This is a genomic window from Streptococcus pseudopneumoniae (assembly GCF_001072925.1).
GTDB classification, from domain to species: Bacteria; Bacillota; Bacilli; order Lactobacillales; family Streptococcaceae; genus Streptococcus; species Streptococcus pseudopneumoniae_Q.
The window spans coordinates 37,783-54,426 of the sequence record NZ_JVHE01000109.1; the positions used below are offsets into that span (position 1 = coordinate 37,783).

Annotated in this window: 15 protein-coding genes; 2 read left to right on the top strand and 13 right to left on the bottom strand. The window is 41.6% G+C overall.

What is annotated here, in order from left to right:
• Positions 1-16: 16 nt before the first annotated feature.
• The 12 genes from ADH81_RS08045 to ADH81_RS08100 form a co-directional block, all read right to left on the bottom strand.
• On the bottom strand, positions 17-1,114 hold the full coding sequence (locus ADH81_RS08045) for a nucleotidyltransferase (protein WP_049528029.1): 1,098 nt from the start codon (positions 1,112-1,114) through the stop codon (positions 17-19).
• 14 nt (positions 1,115-1,128) lie between these two features.
• The gene (locus ADH81_RS08050; protein ID WP_006153606.1) at positions 1,129-1,521 is read right to left on the bottom strand and encodes a hypothetical protein; all 393 of its coding nucleotides are present in this window, start codon (positions 1,519-1,521) and stop codon (positions 1,129-1,131) included.
• A gap of 9 nt (positions 1,522-1,530) precedes the next feature.
• Positions 1,531-2,271, bottom strand: a complete 741-nt coding sequence (locus tag ADH81_RS08055; protein WP_045763259.1) for a class I SAM-dependent DNA methyltransferase — start codon at positions 2,269-2,271, stop codon at positions 1,531-1,533.
• A 357-nt stretch (positions 2,272-2,628) separates the two neighbouring features.
• Complete coding sequence (gene rsfS, locus ADH81_RS08060) at positions 2,629-2,982, bottom strand: ribosome silencing factor (protein WP_049528033.1); 354 nt, start codon at positions 2,980-2,982, stop codon at positions 2,629-2,631.
• A gap of 12 nt (positions 2,983-2,994) precedes the next feature.
• Positions 2,995-3,495, bottom strand: a complete 501-nt coding sequence (locus tag ADH81_RS08065) for a cysteine hydrolase family protein (RefSeq protein WP_049528037.1) — start codon at positions 3,493-3,495, stop codon at positions 2,995-2,997.
• Entirely contained in the window at positions 3,496-4,089 is a 594-nt protein-coding gene (gene yqeK, locus ADH81_RS08070; RefSeq protein WP_045763165.1) for a bis(5'-nucleosyl)-tetraphosphatase (symmetrical) YqeK, read from the bottom strand.
• Positions 4,089-4,718 carry a nicotinate-nucleotide adenylyltransferase gene (locus ADH81_RS08075; RefSeq protein WP_045763164.1) on the bottom strand — a complete coding sequence of 210 codons (630 nt, stop codon included), beginning with the start codon at positions 4,716-4,718 and terminating at the stop codon, positions 4,089-4,091. The genes yqeK and ADH81_RS08075 overlap by 1 nt, the downstream gene beginning before the upstream one ends.
• A 51-nt stretch (positions 4,719-4,769) precedes the next feature.
• A complete protein-coding gene (yhbY, locus tag ADH81_RS08080) occupies positions 4,770-5,081 on the bottom strand; it encodes a ribosome assembly RNA-binding protein YhbY (protein ID WP_000060171.1) in 312 nt (103 codons plus the stop codon).
• Positions 5,082-5,292: 211 nt separating this feature from the next.
• Positions 5,293-6,399 (bottom strand): ribosome biogenesis GTPase YqeH, encoded by a 1,107-nt coding sequence (gene yqeH, locus ADH81_RS08085; RefSeq protein ID WP_045763163.1) that lies wholly within the window; start codon positions 6,397-6,399, stop codon positions 5,293-5,295.
• Positions 6,400-6,401: 2 nt separating this feature from the next.
• Positions 6,402-6,929 (bottom strand): YqeG family HAD IIIA-type phosphatase, encoded by a 528-nt coding sequence (locus tag ADH81_RS08090; RefSeq protein WP_045763162.1) that lies wholly within the window; start codon positions 6,927-6,929, stop codon positions 6,402-6,404.
• A 16-nt stretch (positions 6,930-6,945) separates the two neighbouring features.
• Positions 6,946-7,851: a magnesium transporter CorA family protein gene (locus ADH81_RS08095; protein ID WP_045763161.1), complete on the bottom strand. Its 906-nt coding sequence runs from the start codon at positions 7,849-7,851 to the stop codon at positions 6,946-6,948.
• Positions 7,852-7,902: 51 nt separating this feature from the next.
• Positions 7,903-8,469 (bottom strand): mechanosensitive ion channel family protein, encoded by a 567-nt coding sequence (locus tag ADH81_RS08100; RefSeq protein ID WP_049528040.1) that lies wholly within the window; start codon positions 8,467-8,469, stop codon positions 7,903-7,905.
• A 150-nt stretch (positions 8,470-8,619) separates the two neighbouring features.
• On the opposite strand from ADH81_RS08100, the gene sstT reads away from it, so the two are divergent.
• Positions 8,620-9,825, top strand: coding sequence for a serine/threonine transporter SstT (gene sstT / locus ADH81_RS08105; protein ID WP_049528042.1), 1,206 nt, complete (start codon positions 8,620-8,622; stop codon positions 9,823-9,825).
• A 64-nt stretch (positions 9,826-9,889) separates the two neighbouring features.
• Positions 9,890-10,864, top strand: a complete 975-nt coding sequence (locus ADH81_RS08110) for an aromatic acid exporter family protein (protein ID WP_049528045.1) — start codon at positions 9,890-9,892, stop codon at positions 10,862-10,864.
• Between the two features lie 130 nt (positions 10,865-10,994).
• Here the strand turns inward: ADH81_RS08110 and ADH81_RS08115 are convergent, their stop codons facing one another.
• Positions 10,995-16,295 (bottom strand): G5 domain-containing protein, encoded by a 5,301-nt coding sequence (locus ADH81_RS08115; protein WP_049528048.1) that lies wholly within the window; start codon positions 16,293-16,295, stop codon positions 10,995-10,997.
• Between the last annotated feature and the right edge of the window lie 349 nt (positions 16,296-16,644).

Genomic DNA, 16,644 nt, shown 5'->3' on the forward strand with positions numbered 1-16,644 from the left:
CTACTGTTCAGTAGACTTAGTTTGATTCGATTTTAATTAGCACTCGACCAAAATTTTGTTCTGCGATACTTGGGTGTCCCAGTTGATAAATTTGGTCTGCCTTTTGAGTCATGGCATCCCAGGGCTCTTTACCGATTCGGCTAACTAGATGGACATGCTCTTTCAGAGACTTGAGGTGTTGTCTGCCTTTTTCGGTAAAACCAAGGACGTGAATGGCTTCTGGCAAGTCACATTCTCTGGCATGCACCAGAATATAGGTCAAGAGGCGACGTACACGTGCTTTGGTGTAACGTTTGGTGGCAACCGCCTCGACCAATTCTTCCACAGACTGGGCTGTCTTGATGGCCTCCTTGATACGCACTGCCATTTCCTGATTGACCTGATAAATGCTAGTTAGGTCAGGATTTGACCAGATTTGATAGCGAAGCAAAGGATAATAATCTTCCCAGTTTACCTTGCTAGCATTGTCAAAAAGAGCAACCGAAGGCATAAAACGTTCTAAGAAATTTTGATCATTTTGATGCTGACGAAGAGCTGTCGCTGAGGCAAAGTCAACATCCTTATCCACCGAATGGTAACCCGCTCCCTGCCGTTGAATTGGATGAAGTTTGATGTTGCGCCCCGCGACTGCCTTGGCATAGGCAAGAGCAAGGACATGATTGGGCGTATCACCAGAAAAATCAAGACCTGCAAATTCCTTCCACATAGCTTGGGTTTTCTGGGGATAAGAAAGAGAATCAGGTAAATTATCCACAAATTTCTCCATCTCTTGACCACGTTCTGAGTATAGGTCAGCAATTTTCTGATAATCCAGAACTTCCTCTGTCCCAAAGGCTAAGGTATCAATTCCCAAACGAGCCAAGATAGCCACTGCACCTTGGCCGAAAAAATCCGCCGCCTGAACACTGACTAAAAAGGGCAATTCTACAACTAAATCTGCACCATTCTCTAGTGCCATTTGAGCCCGTGTCCACTTGTCCACAATAGCAGGTTCGCCACGTTGAACAAAATTCCCAGACATGGCCACAATTTTCAGGCCATCTGCCTGTTCCAGCAAGTATTTATGGCCATTATGAAAAGGATTGAACTCCGCGATAATACCTGTGATAGTCATGATGTTCTCCCTATCTAATGACGAAATCTACGATACCGCTCAGGCAATCTTCCTCTCCAGTTAAGCCATTGTTTTTCTCCTACTGGAAGGATTTCTGCCAGTTGTTCGTTGCTATAATTTTTTTGTAACTCAGGATAAGCTATCAACATTGTTGGTCTATGGCATCCAGCAACCGTCATTGGCCATGTTCCATACATCAGCATATGTCGGATATCATCCTCTGATTTTATTCCATTTACTAACATATCAAAAAGTTTCTTAGACATATCGTAAACGACTAACTCTGAAAACACGGTCCCTTCTTCCTGAACATAGAAGTACTGCCCATCTTTTTCCCAAAGCGTTCCATTTTGACGGATACGATTAAACTGCGAAACTTCTTCCCAAGAATATTTTGATCGAACCATATCCATCTCCTACTTCTGCACCACAAAAAACCAACGGGTACTGGTTTTTGTTGGCTCCTTGTCTTCAAAGTCTGCAAAGAGTTTAAAGGATTTAAAGCCAGCCTGTTCCAGCAGAATATCATAGGTTAAGACTTCATAAGTACGCTCTTCATGGACTTCATCATGACGGCTAAAGGAACCGTCTGTCTCCTTGACAAAGAAGGTCAGTTCATGCACGATAGAGTGAGGAGCATCGTCCTCATAGGTATCCCAAAGCATAGCGAAGTCTTCCGCATTTTCATGATAAGAATAACCTGGGAAGACCTCATCTGTCTGGTAAGTCGAATGCACATCAAAGATAAAGACGCCATCTTCATTGAGGGCATTGTACACTTCCTTAAAGACGTCTCCAACCTCCACTTCATCTTGCATGTAGCAGATAGAGTCCGAATAACAAGTGACAAAATCGTATTTACCAGCCTTAGATAAATCCAGCATATTGCCTTCAATAAAATCAATCTTTTGCTTGGCTGAAGTAGCTCTATTCTCAGCAATCTTCAACATATCCGCACTCAAATCAAGCCCAGTCACATCAAAGCCAGCTTGAGAAAAGCGCACAGACTGAATCCCTGTCCCACAAGCCAATTCCAAGAGTTTCTTTCTGTCCTTGGTTTTAGGCAAATGGCGTAGCGAAAAGTCCGTCCATTTGTCGTATAAACTATCATCCATGACCGCATCATATACCGCCGCAAAAGTTTCATAAGTTGCCATAATCATGATACCAAGAGCGTCCATGGCAAACACCACTCGCCCTTTACCTTTCAATCAATTTTCTTCTAAAATAAGCAAATAAAACCCAGTTGACTGCAACTGAGTTCAATTGAAGACAAAGTCTTTCTAAGACTTTCCTTAGGTGATTTCGGACGTCTGCGACCTTCTTCGAAGTTCCAAGACTTAGTTTTGAGCCTAAGGTCTCAAAACTCCCGACTTCTTGAAACATTATTGTTTCAAGAAGTTTTATCACAACGGAAAGTCTCGATAATTTCTCACTTCTCACTCAAAAACAAGAATAATCTTAATACATTGTCGAATTTCAAAGCAATTCCCAGCCGAAGTTCAAGTCATCTTCTACGCTAGAGTTTCAGATAAATCTACTGAATTCGCCTCATGCCAAAGTTTTTCTAGATTATAGTGGGCACGCATTTCTTCTGAGAAGATATGTACAACGACACCACCAAGGTCAAGTAAGACCCAGCCACCAGCTGCATCACCTTCGACATGGCTGCCTTTAAAGCCTGCTTCCGCTACTTTTTCACGGATATTGTCAGCGATAGCATCCAACTGACGACTGTTCATAGAGCTAGTGATAACAAAATAGTCTGTCACACTGGTCAATTCTTGTACGTCAAGTGCGAGGATATTCTCCGCACGTTTCTCATCAGCCGCTTTCACGACTAGTTCTAGTAATTCTTTTACGTTCATTTAATCCTCTTTCTAGAAAATATGTTTGTAATCTAGGACATCTGCAAAGCGCTCCTCCCAAATGTCCTCATAAAATTCATTTATCGTTTCAGCTGGAATGTCATCCCCATCAAACGTTGTGCAAGTTCCTTCTGGAATAATAAGCTGATAGCCATATTCAAAGGCAACCTTGACAGAGGTATCCACACAATATTCTGTCTGCATACCACATAAAACTAATTTTTCAATCCCCTGTTTATCCAAGTATTCTTTTAAACCAGTTTCTTTGAAAATACTGTTATACTTCTTCTGAAAGACCTTTTCATTAGGTTTTCGACTTAAAAACTCAGATAACTGCCAATCTTCTGATGTTTGGGCTTCAGGGCTCTCAATATGTTGAACATAGATAATTTCGATATTCTTGCTTCTAGCCTGGTTTTGTAAATAAGAAATTTTTTCCAATAGACTTTTTGTCTGAAACCCAGTTTCCACTAAAATATTCTGAACATCAATGATTATAAAAGCCGTCTTCATTTAGTCCTCTTTCAAATAGTGCACATAGGCGTTATAGGTTTCAAGGGTTTGGGGATAGATGGGAAATCCTTGGTGAGCTAAATGCTCTACTGTGTGGGCTGTCTCGTAGGCCACCGCCTTATTGAGAGATAGTTCAGCAATTTCACGCGCCTCATCTACTCCTGGAAAGGCACGATTATGTTCGATGTAGTCTGCAACATAGATAACTTTGTCAAAATCTGTCATCTGACTCGCTCCGACTGTATGAATTTCTATTGCACGCAGAATTTCAGAGTCTTGCAAGTTCAAATCTTCCTGAATTTTGTAGATACCGACCATACCATGCCAAACATTATTACCCCAGTTTTTGAGGTCTGGATCTAGTTGATATCGATCAATCAAGTCTAGAAACTCTTGATCTGATAGCTTTTTAGCATAGTCATGAAGAAGGCCTGCTAGACCAGCTTTCTCAACATCAATTCCAAATCGTTCTGCAAGCTCAATAGCTGCACGCTCCACACCCAGACAATGGGTTAGGCGTTTTTCAGGTAGAAGCTCCGCCATTTTTTCTAACAATTCTTCACGGGAACAGTTGATATAGTCCTGGTATGCCATCAATAAAGTCCTTCTTTCTCGATATAGTCTAGCACTGGCTTTGGCAAGAGAAAGTTAGGTGTGCGTCCTTGGGCGATGAAATCACGCACCATGCTGGATGAAATATCCATGAGGGGCACATCCACCCAGATAACTGGATAAGAAGTCCCTGCCTTGTAACGTGGACGCTGAACCCCCACAAACTGAACCAAATCGACCAATTCGTCAATTCTATACCACTTAGGCAGATAGTCTACCATATCTGCACCGATAATGAAATAATAATCTGTATCTGGATTCTTCTCTGTTAGAAGCTTCATGGTGTCGTATGTGTAAGAAATACCCTTACGTTCTAGCTCGATGGTTTCAATAGCTAGACCCTCGATTCCATCAATCGCTAACTCAAGCATTTTGAGACGGTGGTGTTCAGGAATGGTTTCCTTTTTATCTACGTGAGGTGGTTGATATTCGGGCATGAGCAAAACCTGGTCCAATCCCAACTGTTGGCGCACTTGGTCTGCCACGATCAGATGGGCATTATGAACGGGATTAAAATTTCCACCCAAAATACCTACTTGTTTGCGTTTTTTATCCTTGATTTCTGGCTCTAACTCCACTTTTGTAAAGGGAGTTAATAATTCAATTGCCATAGGTTAATCTCCTTTACTCTTCTGTAAAAACAGCTTTTGGGAGTATCGTTCTTAGATTTCTTTAACTTTTTTAGAAATCTTGCGATTTTCTTTCTTGCTTGATTGTTTATACAAAATCAAGATACGTCCGATTTTTTGGACTGTATCCACACCAATTTCTTCTTCCAAGATTTCAGCTACTTCGTGGATATTTTCATCTGTGTTTTGCAAGAGAGTAACCTTGATCAATTCACGAGCGTCAAGAGCCTGACGAACGCTGGTTTTGATTTGATCGTTGAGACCATTTTTCCCGATTTGGATGATGGGTTTGAGGGTGTGTGCCTGGCTGTTGAGGAAGGCACGTTGTTTTGATGTTAGTGACATATTCTTTCTTCCTTTTTTGATAGTTATTTTAGGTGATGAGGGACGGTCGGAACTAATTTTTCAATGATTTCATCTTTGAAAAATGGATTTCCTGACCTCACAATTGAGCCTAGGTCTCAATTGTGCCCCTTGCCAATCTAAAGATTGGCAATCACACCACGGCAATAACTATCTTTTTATGAGCTCACTTTGTTCGCTCGGTGATTTTATTTTAAATAATTGCTTTTCGTGTGACGACGGCGACGCCTTCTGGTGCCCAGACGGCGACTTTGGCGGTGCCTGTTACACGGATCCAACCTAGTCCTGAGATGACTAGGTCTGTCTTGTCCTTGATGTTAAATACATGTTGGACTAGTTTTGGAAAATCTTCTTTTTCCTTGTTATTTGGTGGTGTGAGGAGAGTTCCCAGGTGCTTGTCGTAAAAGGCACTAGCTCCCTCTAGCTTGGTACGATGAAGTTTGAGTTCATTGTCAAAGAAGGCTGTAAAACCTTGCTTTTCTCCTGCAATAAAGTCAAAGCGTCCCAATCCACCTAAAAATAGGGTTTGTTCAGGGTTTAGCTGATAGGTTTTTGGTTTGATTTCCTTTTTAGGGCTGACATACTTGAGGTTTTTAGCAGTCAAGTAGTGAGCCATCTGGTGACGGTGGATAATCCCCGGCGTATCATAGATATAAGAACCGTCATCAAGTGGAATCTCAATCTTATCTAGAGTTGTTCCTGGGAAGCGTGACGTTGTGATGACGTTCTGGTCACCCGTGATTTCCTGGATGATAGCGTTGATGAGGGTTGATTTCCCGACATTGGTCACACCAACTACGTAAACATCACGTCCCTTACGGTAGTGCTCAATCTTATCAATTACTTCTCTGATAGCATGCTTATTTTGGGCAGAAGTCAAGACGACATCGACTGGACGAAGTCCTTCTTCATGGGCACGCTCCATCAGCCACTGGCTAATCTTACCTGGTTTCACTGACTTAGGTAGGATATCTTTTTTGTTTCCAACCAAAAGCACATCATTACCTGACACAAAGCGTGGCAAACCTGGGATAACAGAGCCATTGAAGTCAAAAATATCAATGACATTGACCACCAAGGCATCGCTATCTCCAACCTCGTGCAAGAGTTTTAGGAAATCATCATCCGTCAACTGCACATCTGTGATTTCATTATAATGACGAAGACGGAAACAACGCTGGCAATAAACTTCTCCAGTTTCCAAACCTTTTTCAAGTGCTGACTGAGGTGTAAAACCTAAACCAGTCTTATCTTCCGTCTGAATGGTTGCTCCACAACCAATACAGAGAATTTCTTCCATAATTAGATTCCTTTTTTATAAGTGATAGGGCCGTACTTTTCAGCGATTTTTCTCATGACACGACGCTCACGCGCTCGGTTAATCTGAGTCTTAATAGAGTCGTGTTGAACCAAGGGTTTAACCAAAATCGAGCGAATGCCTGCTCGGTGGGCTGCTCGAATATCCGTCATCAGCTGGTCGCCTACCATGACCACTTCGTTCTTTTTATAGTGGAAATGTTTCATGGCACGGTTAATTCCTAAAGTAAAGGGCTTCAGTGCCCAGTAAACATAGTCAATATCAAATTTTTCAACTGCTCGTTTGACACGTTTGGGAGTATTGTTAGATACCACAATGATACGTATCCCAGCATCACGCAGATCATGCAACCATTGCTTCATCTCTACTGTTCCATCTGGATTATTCCAAGCAATCAGGGTATTGTCCAAATCCACCAAAACAGCTTTGATTCCCTGTTTTTGCAGGCTTTGAACTGTCAGATCATAAACTGCTTCCACAGCAAAATCTGGCATGTAATTTTCAATCGCCATTCTGGCTCCTTCTCTTTTATTTTCTAGTAATTTTCTTCAGCCATTGAGATAAGGCTGCCCATAAAATCAAGCTAGCTATTAAGATATAAATCCAAGCATTGGGCTCTTCTGTAAATGGTAGAGGAACATTCATTCCAAAAAAACCTGTAATAACCGCAAGGACTGCTAACAAGACTGAGATAATAGTCAAAATTGTCAAACTATCATTCAGGTTATTGTTTAGGATGTTGTTGTAAGAAGCTGAGAGTTGTTGCAAGACTTGAGAAATCAAATCTGTCATGGACACCAACTGATGGGCTTCAATCATGGCATCATCAAACTGCTCTCTCTCCACTTCGTTAAAGTTCCGATAAAGCGCGTGTCCTTGGATATGTTCCAAGAGGAGACGATTTTGTTTAGCCGCAGCTGTCAAGTAAACCATACCAGTTTCCAAGTCAGAGAGGGCAAAGAGATTTTTTTTAGTGGTTGTTTGACGTAACAAGGCACTGATTTCATCCTTGCTTTTATCCATCTGTTCAATGACAGGATAATAAGCATTGCTGATAAGCTCTAAACCGGCAAATAGAAACTTGTAGATTGAAATGATTTCATGATTTTCAAGATAGCCTAGCATCTGATCAATGACATAAGCATTCTTATGATTGCTGATGGTAATCATTCGTTGCTTTTCCACGATAAAGGTCATAGGAATGGCTTCATAGTATTCCTTGTCCCTTTCTAAGTCAAGAACGTTGTAGATAAAGGTCACTGTCCCATTTTCACGGTTATAATCCATGTGGGCCCGTTCGTTTCTATCCAGCGCATACTCGATGGTTTCTTTATCCAATCCATAGATTTCAGATAAATCTTCAAGATTTTTGATGATTTCCACATCTAGATTAATCCAGGTACAACCATTTCCTAACTGCTTATCTAAAAACATCGTTTCTCCTTTACCAAACTCTTTCTATTGTACCATAAATCAGGTAAAATTTCAGTCCTCGTCTTTTCTTGAAAAATTGCTAACGACGGTGATATTCCGATTAGGAACAAAATGAAGAGCTTGGTCATCACTTCGCAGTTGAGTTGTCCGAATTCCTACACTAACGACTTTCCCCGATACGGTAATTGGGCCGTTAGTCAAGACAACCTCATCTCCAACGTCCAACTGGCGCTCAAAGAGAATAAAGAAGCCATTGATGACATCTGATAGAAAACCTTGTGCTCCCATACCGATAGCCACCCCAGCAATCCCCGCACCTGCAAGCAAGCTAGAAACAGGCAAACCTAAGATAGACAAGATACAGTAAATCAAGAAGAAATAAAGGATATAGTTAAAAATATTCTCAAGCAAACGAGAAATAGTCTTTTGTCTACCAGCATCTCGATTTGAAAATTTAAGTGAGGGTTTGACAATCTTTCTTACAGCAGCATGGAGGAACTTTTTAGCTATATAAAATAGAAGGATAAGAAGTAGAAGAGAAATCACCTTGGTCAAGAGATTCTCTAAAACAGTTGTTACATCTAATTTATCCAGATAACGTTGAAAAAATTCTTGCATATAAAACTCCTTTTCTATTCATTATACCATAAATCCTTCCTCGCATCCTTTTCATAAATATTCATTTATTCCAACAAAACTTATAACTCACTTGCTTTTCAAGCATATTTATACTATAATCATAAACAATACACAAAAAAGGAGACCTCTATGAAAAGAATCATTCGTGCTTGGAACAAAACAAATCTTATCAAACGGATCGGAATTGGAATGACCTTGGGAGCTATTCTAGGTCTACTCGTTCCTAATCTTACTGGCATCGGTTTATTGGGAGATTTATTTGTAGGAGGACTAAAGGCCATCGCTCCTATCCTGGTTTTTGCTTTAGTCGCTAATGCCCTTTCCCAACACCAGAAAGGCCAAGATAGCAATATGAAAAAAGTCATTTTCCTCTATTTGCTGGGGACCTTTGCTGCGGCTCTTGTAGCAGTTTTGGCTAGCTTTCTCTTCCCTGTTCAGATGGTCTTAAGTAGTGCTAGTACAGAAGTTACTGCTCCAGACGGCATCGGACAAGTACTCAGTAATCTCCTACTAAAAATAGTAGACAATCCTGTCAATGCCATCATCGAAGCTAACTATATTGGGATTTTGTCTTGGGCTATCGTCTTTGGAGTTGCCATGCGTGAAGCTAGCAAAAATAGCAAGGAGCTACTCAAAACAATGGCCAGTGTGACTTCAAAAATCGTCGAATGGATCATTAACCTTGCGCCATTTGGTATCCTTGGGTTAGTCTTCGAAACCATCTCTGGCCAAGGTATTGCGAGTTTAGCAAATTACGGAATCTTACTCGGACTTTTGATTGCCACTATGGTTTTCGTTGCCCTAGTGATCAATCCTCTGATTGCTTTTCTCTTTATCAAGAAAAATCCTTATCCACTTGTTTGGAAATGTTTGCGTATCAGCGGAGTCACAGCCTTTTTCACTCGAAGCTCAGCTGCTAATATCCCTGTTAATATGAAACTCTGTGAGGATCTAGGGCTTAATCCAGATACCTATTCTGTCTCTATCCCACTTGGATCAACTATCAATATGGCTGGAGCTGCTGTCACTATCAATATCTTAACCCTAGCAGCTGTCAATACCCTTGGAATCTCAGTTGATTTTGCAACAGCCTTTGTACTCAGTATCGTTGCAGCCATCTCTGCCTGCGGTGCTTCAGGAATTGCTGGAGGTTCTCTCCTTCTCATCCCTGTCGCTTGCAGTCTCTTTGGGATTACCAATGATATTGCTATGCAGGTTGTAGGTGTAGGTTTCGTCATCGGTGTTATCCAAGACTCTTGCGAAACAGCCCTCAACTCTTCAACAGATGTCCTCTTTACAGCAGTAGCCGAATTTTCCTCTGCTCGCAATAAATAATCAAGGCAAGCCTATTTAGGGCTTGTTTTGTCTGGTTTCTATCAATTACTTTAGGAAATGTCTCATGTCTATCACCCAACGTACTTTTAAACTCGTTCTGGCAACCTGTTTAGCCTGTGTTCTAGCCTACTTTCTGGATTTATCTTCAGCAGTGTCCGCTGGTATTATTGCCCTATTGAGCTTATCGGATACCCGTCGAAGCACCATTAAGCTGGCTCGCAATCGTTTATTTTCAACCCTTCTTGCTCTTTTCATTGGCGTCCTTTCCTTTCACCTGACTGGCTATTACATCTGGAGTTTTGGTCTCTATTTGGCTCTCTATGTCCCTCTTGCCTATAAACTGGGCTGGGAAATTGGCATTACCCCAAGTAGTGTCCTGGTCAGTCATCTCTTGGTTCAGAAGTCTACATCACCTGATTTGCTAGTAAATGAACTCCTCCTATTTCTGATCGGTACGGGATTCGCCTTGACTGTCAATCTTTACATGCCTTCTCGGCAAGAAGAAATCCATCTCTATCATCTCAAGGTAGAAGAAAAACTCAAACACATTTTACAACGTTTTGAATATTATCTTGGGAAGGGCGATGGTCGTAACCGTGCCCAACTCGTTGAAGAACTGGATCAGCTTCTTGAAGAAGCTCTCAAACTGGTCTATCTTGATCACTCTGACCACCTCTTTCATCAGACCGACTATCATATCCACTATTTCGAAATGAGACAGAGACAGAGTCGCATTCTTCGTAATATGGCCCAGCAAATCAATACCTGTAATCTAGCCGCAAGCGAAAGCCTAATCCTTGCCCAGCTATTTGCTAAAATTGCAGATCAACTCAGTCAGACCAATCCTGCCAACGATTTATTGAATGATATTGAAAGCTACCTGCAAGTATTTCGCAATCGCAATCTCCCTAAAACAAGGGAAGAATTTGAAACGCGCGCAACCTTACTTCAACTCCTGCGCGAATTGGAAAACTTTATCCAACTGAAAGTTGACTTCTATCAACGCTATTCTGAAGAAAAAAGCAATCTATCATCATAAACAAAACACCTTTTGAACTGCGAAAACTTGCAATTCAAAAGGTGTTTTTCTGTCTCGAACCTAGCTAACTAGTTAATCTTACCGAGTAGCAAAATTGCTATGAACTCCTAATGATAGACTTATCTTTCCCTTAAGAAGTATAGATGGAATTTCTAAACTCATTTGATTCCTTGAGATATGCTTTGTATATAGCTTTTTTCAACTTCTGAACAGGAGTTTCAATGAAACGGTATTGTTTTTGACTGATATTTCCTGCTTTAATCTGAGCAAGTTCTTCTTTTACCGCTTCTTCCATCAATTGCTTCATTCGTTCAGGACTAGAAATCACTTCCTGCTTACCTTTGTAGTCAATGGTAATCGGTTTTAACTTACTGATATTCGTAATCCGTTCATCCATTTGTTCCTTCTTGAATTGAGCATAGGTCTTACCAGCTAAGATCTTTTCAAAGATGTATTGGTCTGACAAGGGACGATTCTCTTTTTCTGCATCTTGCTTGTACTGATTAGAGACATAAGGAACGAAACCTTCGTAATAGCCAAGGCCTGCCATGAGTTCAAAGGCTTGTTTTCTAAAGCTGATATCACCACTCATTCCCTTATCATTTTCGTTGACACCATAAATCGTATCAAACATATCAACGGTATAATAACCATTGGCATCTACTTTCCCTGTAGCCGTAAATCCTTTAATGATATAGCGATTTACCACGATGTGATTGTCAATCAAACTATGAACATCTCCTAGCTTGCTAGCATCTGCCTCTGTTAAAGCCTTGATTTCCTCGCTCTGGTGGCTTGGTTTGACAGATGGATTTGGATAAGAAACAGGAGTTCTTGAACCACTTGTCGCACTCGGCAAGAGTTGCTTGAAGTAGACTGCCTTATCCGCAGCTGACAATCCTCGACTTGCCTCAGCTTCTAGATAATCTAAAGTATAGAGAACATCGAAACTACCGTGCATATATTCTTTCAAATCTGCGGCTGATTTAAAGCGCTCAGGTGTCTTGTTGTAGAAACTGTCTTTGTCACTCTCGTCATAGACAAAGTTCAAGTTAAAGTAGCTATCCATTTCCGGAGTGTAGGAATTTTCAAAGATTCCACGTGCATAGAATTCTGCCCCAGTACCATCTCGTCGACCATAATTGTTAAAGAGGACTGTGCGATCCAACAAGTGAGTCATTTCATGAGAATAGGTTGCTGACCCTCGATCGTCCAAGACCCTATCAATAAAGTAGCGCACACCAGCCCCATTAGCCTCAGCACCTACTGATTGAGACGGAGAATACATGCCTAGCGGAGACATGAAGTCCTTAACTCCCTTATCCGCCTCTGAACCAAACTCCTTAGACCAGGTTTCCTTGATGCCTGCATTTTGCTTGCTAGTATACTTTTTCATAGTATCCACAATCAAACGGTTGGTTACTAGTTTTGATTGATTGTCTTTCTTAGTGATTCTATAAAGCGTATCAACATAAGCAGCCTGACGCTCAGCCGTCAATTCAACCAGAGCCTTCACTTTTTCCAATTCAGCCTTATATTGAGTAGGATTGCTCTGAGCCAGTGAGGTATCCATATAAGTTCCGATATTCCCGTAAGAAACGGTCGCCATATTTGTAATGGCATAAATACTTGGTTCCTTGATGTTTACTAGACCTAGAAGGGTAGCCATGTTATATTGTTTGCGATTATCAATCTGTTGAGGTTCTGCCCCGTACTTGGCAGGGTCAGAGGTCAACTTCGTGTAAAGACTGACATTTTCATCTGTCTTCTCTTTGGATTTCTTCTCAACAACGATGGCTTTTGTAGCATCCTTCAACCAAGTATCACCATCCATGTTTGTAAAGGTTGTTCGGTTATAGTCAAGGAAGTCTAATAGGCTTGACTTATCTGTTACTTTTCCAAAGTATGTTTCAAATGTTCGAGGACTATTGACCAGTTTCATCTCATCATAGCTCATTGAACCTAGAGAGGTTAGCCATTCTAATGACGTCACCTTTTTACCAAAGGAACTTGGATTGTAGGCAAGAATATCACGGATGTTGGTCTTGCCAAAGTCAATATTGTAGAAACGATTGATATAGGTTAAACCTAGGAGAACTTTTTCCTTATTAGCTTCTAAATCTGCCTGAACCTTAGCTCTGCTTTCCGCTGTATTTCCGAGCACACTCAAGGTATGGGCTACAACTTTTTTAAGGTCTGTATCTAGGGTCTTTTTCGTTTCTTCAAGTGTGTCTTTAATAGATAATCTCTCTAGATATTCTTTGCGAAGGACTTCTTTAACCTCTTCATCTGAAATAGTAGGATTTGTCTTTTTGAGTTCAATCTTCTTACTAATCACATCCCGCCCCAGAATATTTGGTCTGAGGGCATTTGTCACATAAGCGTTGGAAAACAGGTCCACAGCCTTCATTCCTTGGCTAGCAGGTCGTACATCAATGGCATTTTCTAACTCCGTATTCACTGGAAGAAGATGAGGTTTGTTTTCTTTGGTTCCCACCAAGATGACCTTTGGCTTCATTGCTTTTGTCACAGTACTTGTTTCCGTGTGTGATAGCAATTCACCTGTTTGAGAATTTACTTCATAGACTCTGGTAGTGGTGGTCTCGCCAGGCTCGCCCTGGTTTTCTACTTTTTCAAGGTTCTTCTCAAGTGTTGGTTCCTGACGACGTTCCTCCTTGATTGGAATTGGTGTCACGATGGTTTGGACATTTCCGACCTTCACTACCTTATCAATTGGAGCTGTTACTTCCTTTTGGTGATCTCTTTCTGTAACCTGACCTGTCTGAGTATCTACTTGGTAGGTAGTCGTCGTTTTTTCGCTTCCTTCCTTACCTGGAACAACAACTTTTTCTGTTTGATAAGGAAGTGTCGGGTCCGCTTCATATATCGTATTATTTGCGATGACCTTTGTTTCTACACTTGGTTTGGTCCCAACTAGAACAACCTCATCTACCTTTTCTACCAGAGTTTTTGATGTACTAGTCTCTGTAATTTGGCCACTTGTTTGATCTCTTGTATATCGGGTAGTGGCTTCTACTTGTCCATTGACCCCATGTGTTTTCGTTTTTCTAGAACCGACTTCTTGGCTGTCATCTGCTTGATAGATTGTTTTATATGGGATTGTTTGGGTTTCAATCTTAGGTTCTGGAACTGGGGTCAATTCTACCTTAGTGCCTACTGCGATGATTTCGGTAACTGGCTCCAAGGTTACAGTATTGGATTTGAGTTGGCGGACTTCCTTGCCATCTACAGTCGTCACTTCTGTTAAGATAGTGCGCTCGCCTGCTAGGCCTGCTTTGATGACACGTGTTTGCCCCTTAAGCAAGTCCGGATCTTCCTGATAAACAGTATCATAGGCAACGGTTTCTGTTGTAACCTCTAGCTCTGGTTTCACCTCTTCCAAACTTGGAGTACCTTCACTTGGAATTGAAGTGGATTCTACCTTAGTGCCTACTGCTATGATTTCTGAAACTGGCTCCAAGGTTACAGTATTGGATTTGACTTGGCGGACCTCCTTGCCATCTACAGTCGTGACTTCCGTTAAAATGGTACGCTCGCCTGTAACACCTGCTCGGATAAGGCGGGTTTCACCCTTAAGCAAGTCCGGATCGTCCTGATGAATAGTATCATAAGCAACGGCTTCTGTCGCAACTTCAAGCTCTGGTTTCACCTCGACCAAGCTTGGTGTACCTTCGCTTGGAATTGAAGTGGATTCTACCTTAGTGCCTACTGCTATGATTTCGGAAATTGGCTCCAAGGTTACAGTATTGGATTTAACTTGGCGGTCTTCCTTGCCATCTACAGTCCTCACCTCGGTTAAAATAGTGCGCTCACCTGCAACCCCTGCTCGGATAAGGCGGGTTTCACCCTTAAGCAAGTCCGGATCGTCCTGATGAATAGTATCATAAGCAACGTTTTCTGTCGCAACTTCAAGCTCTGGTTTCACCTCGACCAAGCTTGGAGTGCCTTCGCTTGGAATAGAAGTGGACTCTACCTTAGTGCCTACTGCGATGATTTCGGTAACTGGCGCCAAGGTTACAGTGTTGGATTTTACTTGGCGGACTTCCTTGCCATCTACAGCCGTCACTTCCGTTAAAATAGTGCGCTCGCCTGCTAGGCCTGCTTTGATGACACGTGTTTGACCCTTAAGCAAGTCTGGATCGTCCTGATGAATAGTATCATAGGCAACGGCTTCTGTCGTGACCTCTAGCTCTGGTTTCACCTCGACCAAGCTTGGTGCTCCCTCACTTGGGATTGAGGTGGATTCTACCTTAGTGCCTACTGCGATGATTTCGGTAACTGGTTCTAAGGTTACAGTTTTGGATTTGACTTGACGGACCTCCTTACCATCTACAGTCGTCACTTCCGTTAAGATAGTGCGCTCACCTGCTACGCCTGCTCGAATAAGGCGAGTTTCACCCTTAAGCAAGTCTGGATCGTCCTGATGAATAGTATCGTAAGCAACCGCTTCTGTCGTGACCTCTAGCTCTGGTTTCACCTCGACCAAGCTTGGAGCACCTTCACTTGGAATTGAAGTGGATTCTACCTTAGTGCCTACTGCTATGATTTCGGAAATTGGCTCCAAAGTCACAGTATTGGATTTGACTTGGCGGTCTTCCTTGCCATCCACAGTCGTCACTTCTGTTAAGATAGTGCGCTCGCCTGCGACGCCTGCTTGAATGACACGTGTTTGACCCTTAAGCAAGTCTGGATCGTCCTGATAAATAGTATCATAAGCAATGGCTTCTGTCGTAACTTCAAGCTCTGGCTTCACCTCGACCAAGCTCGGAGTACCTTCGCTTGGGGTTGAGGTGGATTCTACCTTATCCGCTTGTGGAGAATGAGGTTTTGTATTTTCATTTCTAGAAACTTCTCCATTTCCCCTTACAAAATAATAGCCTGTAAATTCATAACCCTCAATCTTTTCTGGTCTAGGCAAAAATTCTCCTGCAACTGTTTTGACAAGAGCTGGACGAAGCTCTACTAAATTCTCCAAGGCAGAAACTGATAGTGCAGTACCACCTACAGCCAAAACTGTCACTAGAAAGAGAGAGGCGCCTTTTCTCTTTTTAATGAGAGTGAGCGAAACTAACAAGATACTTGTACCCAGCACAGGCAGAATGGCATTTGAAAACAAGCCAGTATCAGGTAACTTAGTAGCAGACTTACGGTAGACGAAGTAATAATCCTTACCTTCCTCCACTTGGATAGCATTTTCTTCAAACCAACGTAGTTCAGCCTTCAAAGATTCAGGAAGATCTTTATCTTCCACATAGTGTGACACTAGCTGAGGAATTCTTTCCTCTGCAAGCACGGCATTTCCACCTGCGCCTACAAAAAACAAACTCGTTCCCAATAAAACAGAACAAGTTCCTACTGCATACTTTCTCAAAGAAAAGCGTTGTTTTGCTTTAAAATGATGTTGTTTCATGACAAACTCCAATTTCGTATCTATTCCTTTTCCCAGTATATCAAAAATAGTAAACGCCTACAAAAGATTTGAATAATAAAATTGCCATATCTAGCTTCTTTATCCATTTTTGAAAGAAAAGCAACCGTATTCTTTGTAAACATTCACAGTAAGAACGTAATTTCCTCCCAGAAGTTCTTCTATTATCTGCTACTTAATAAAAATCTAGTGAATGAAAGTAGGAGGCCGATGAAGCTTAAAGAGCCTAAATTTCTAGATTATACAAAGCAAAAACCACAAGTAAATTCAGTTTTACTGACTTCACTTGTGGTAGTTATGTTTTATCAAAATATTTACCGAATCCTAATAG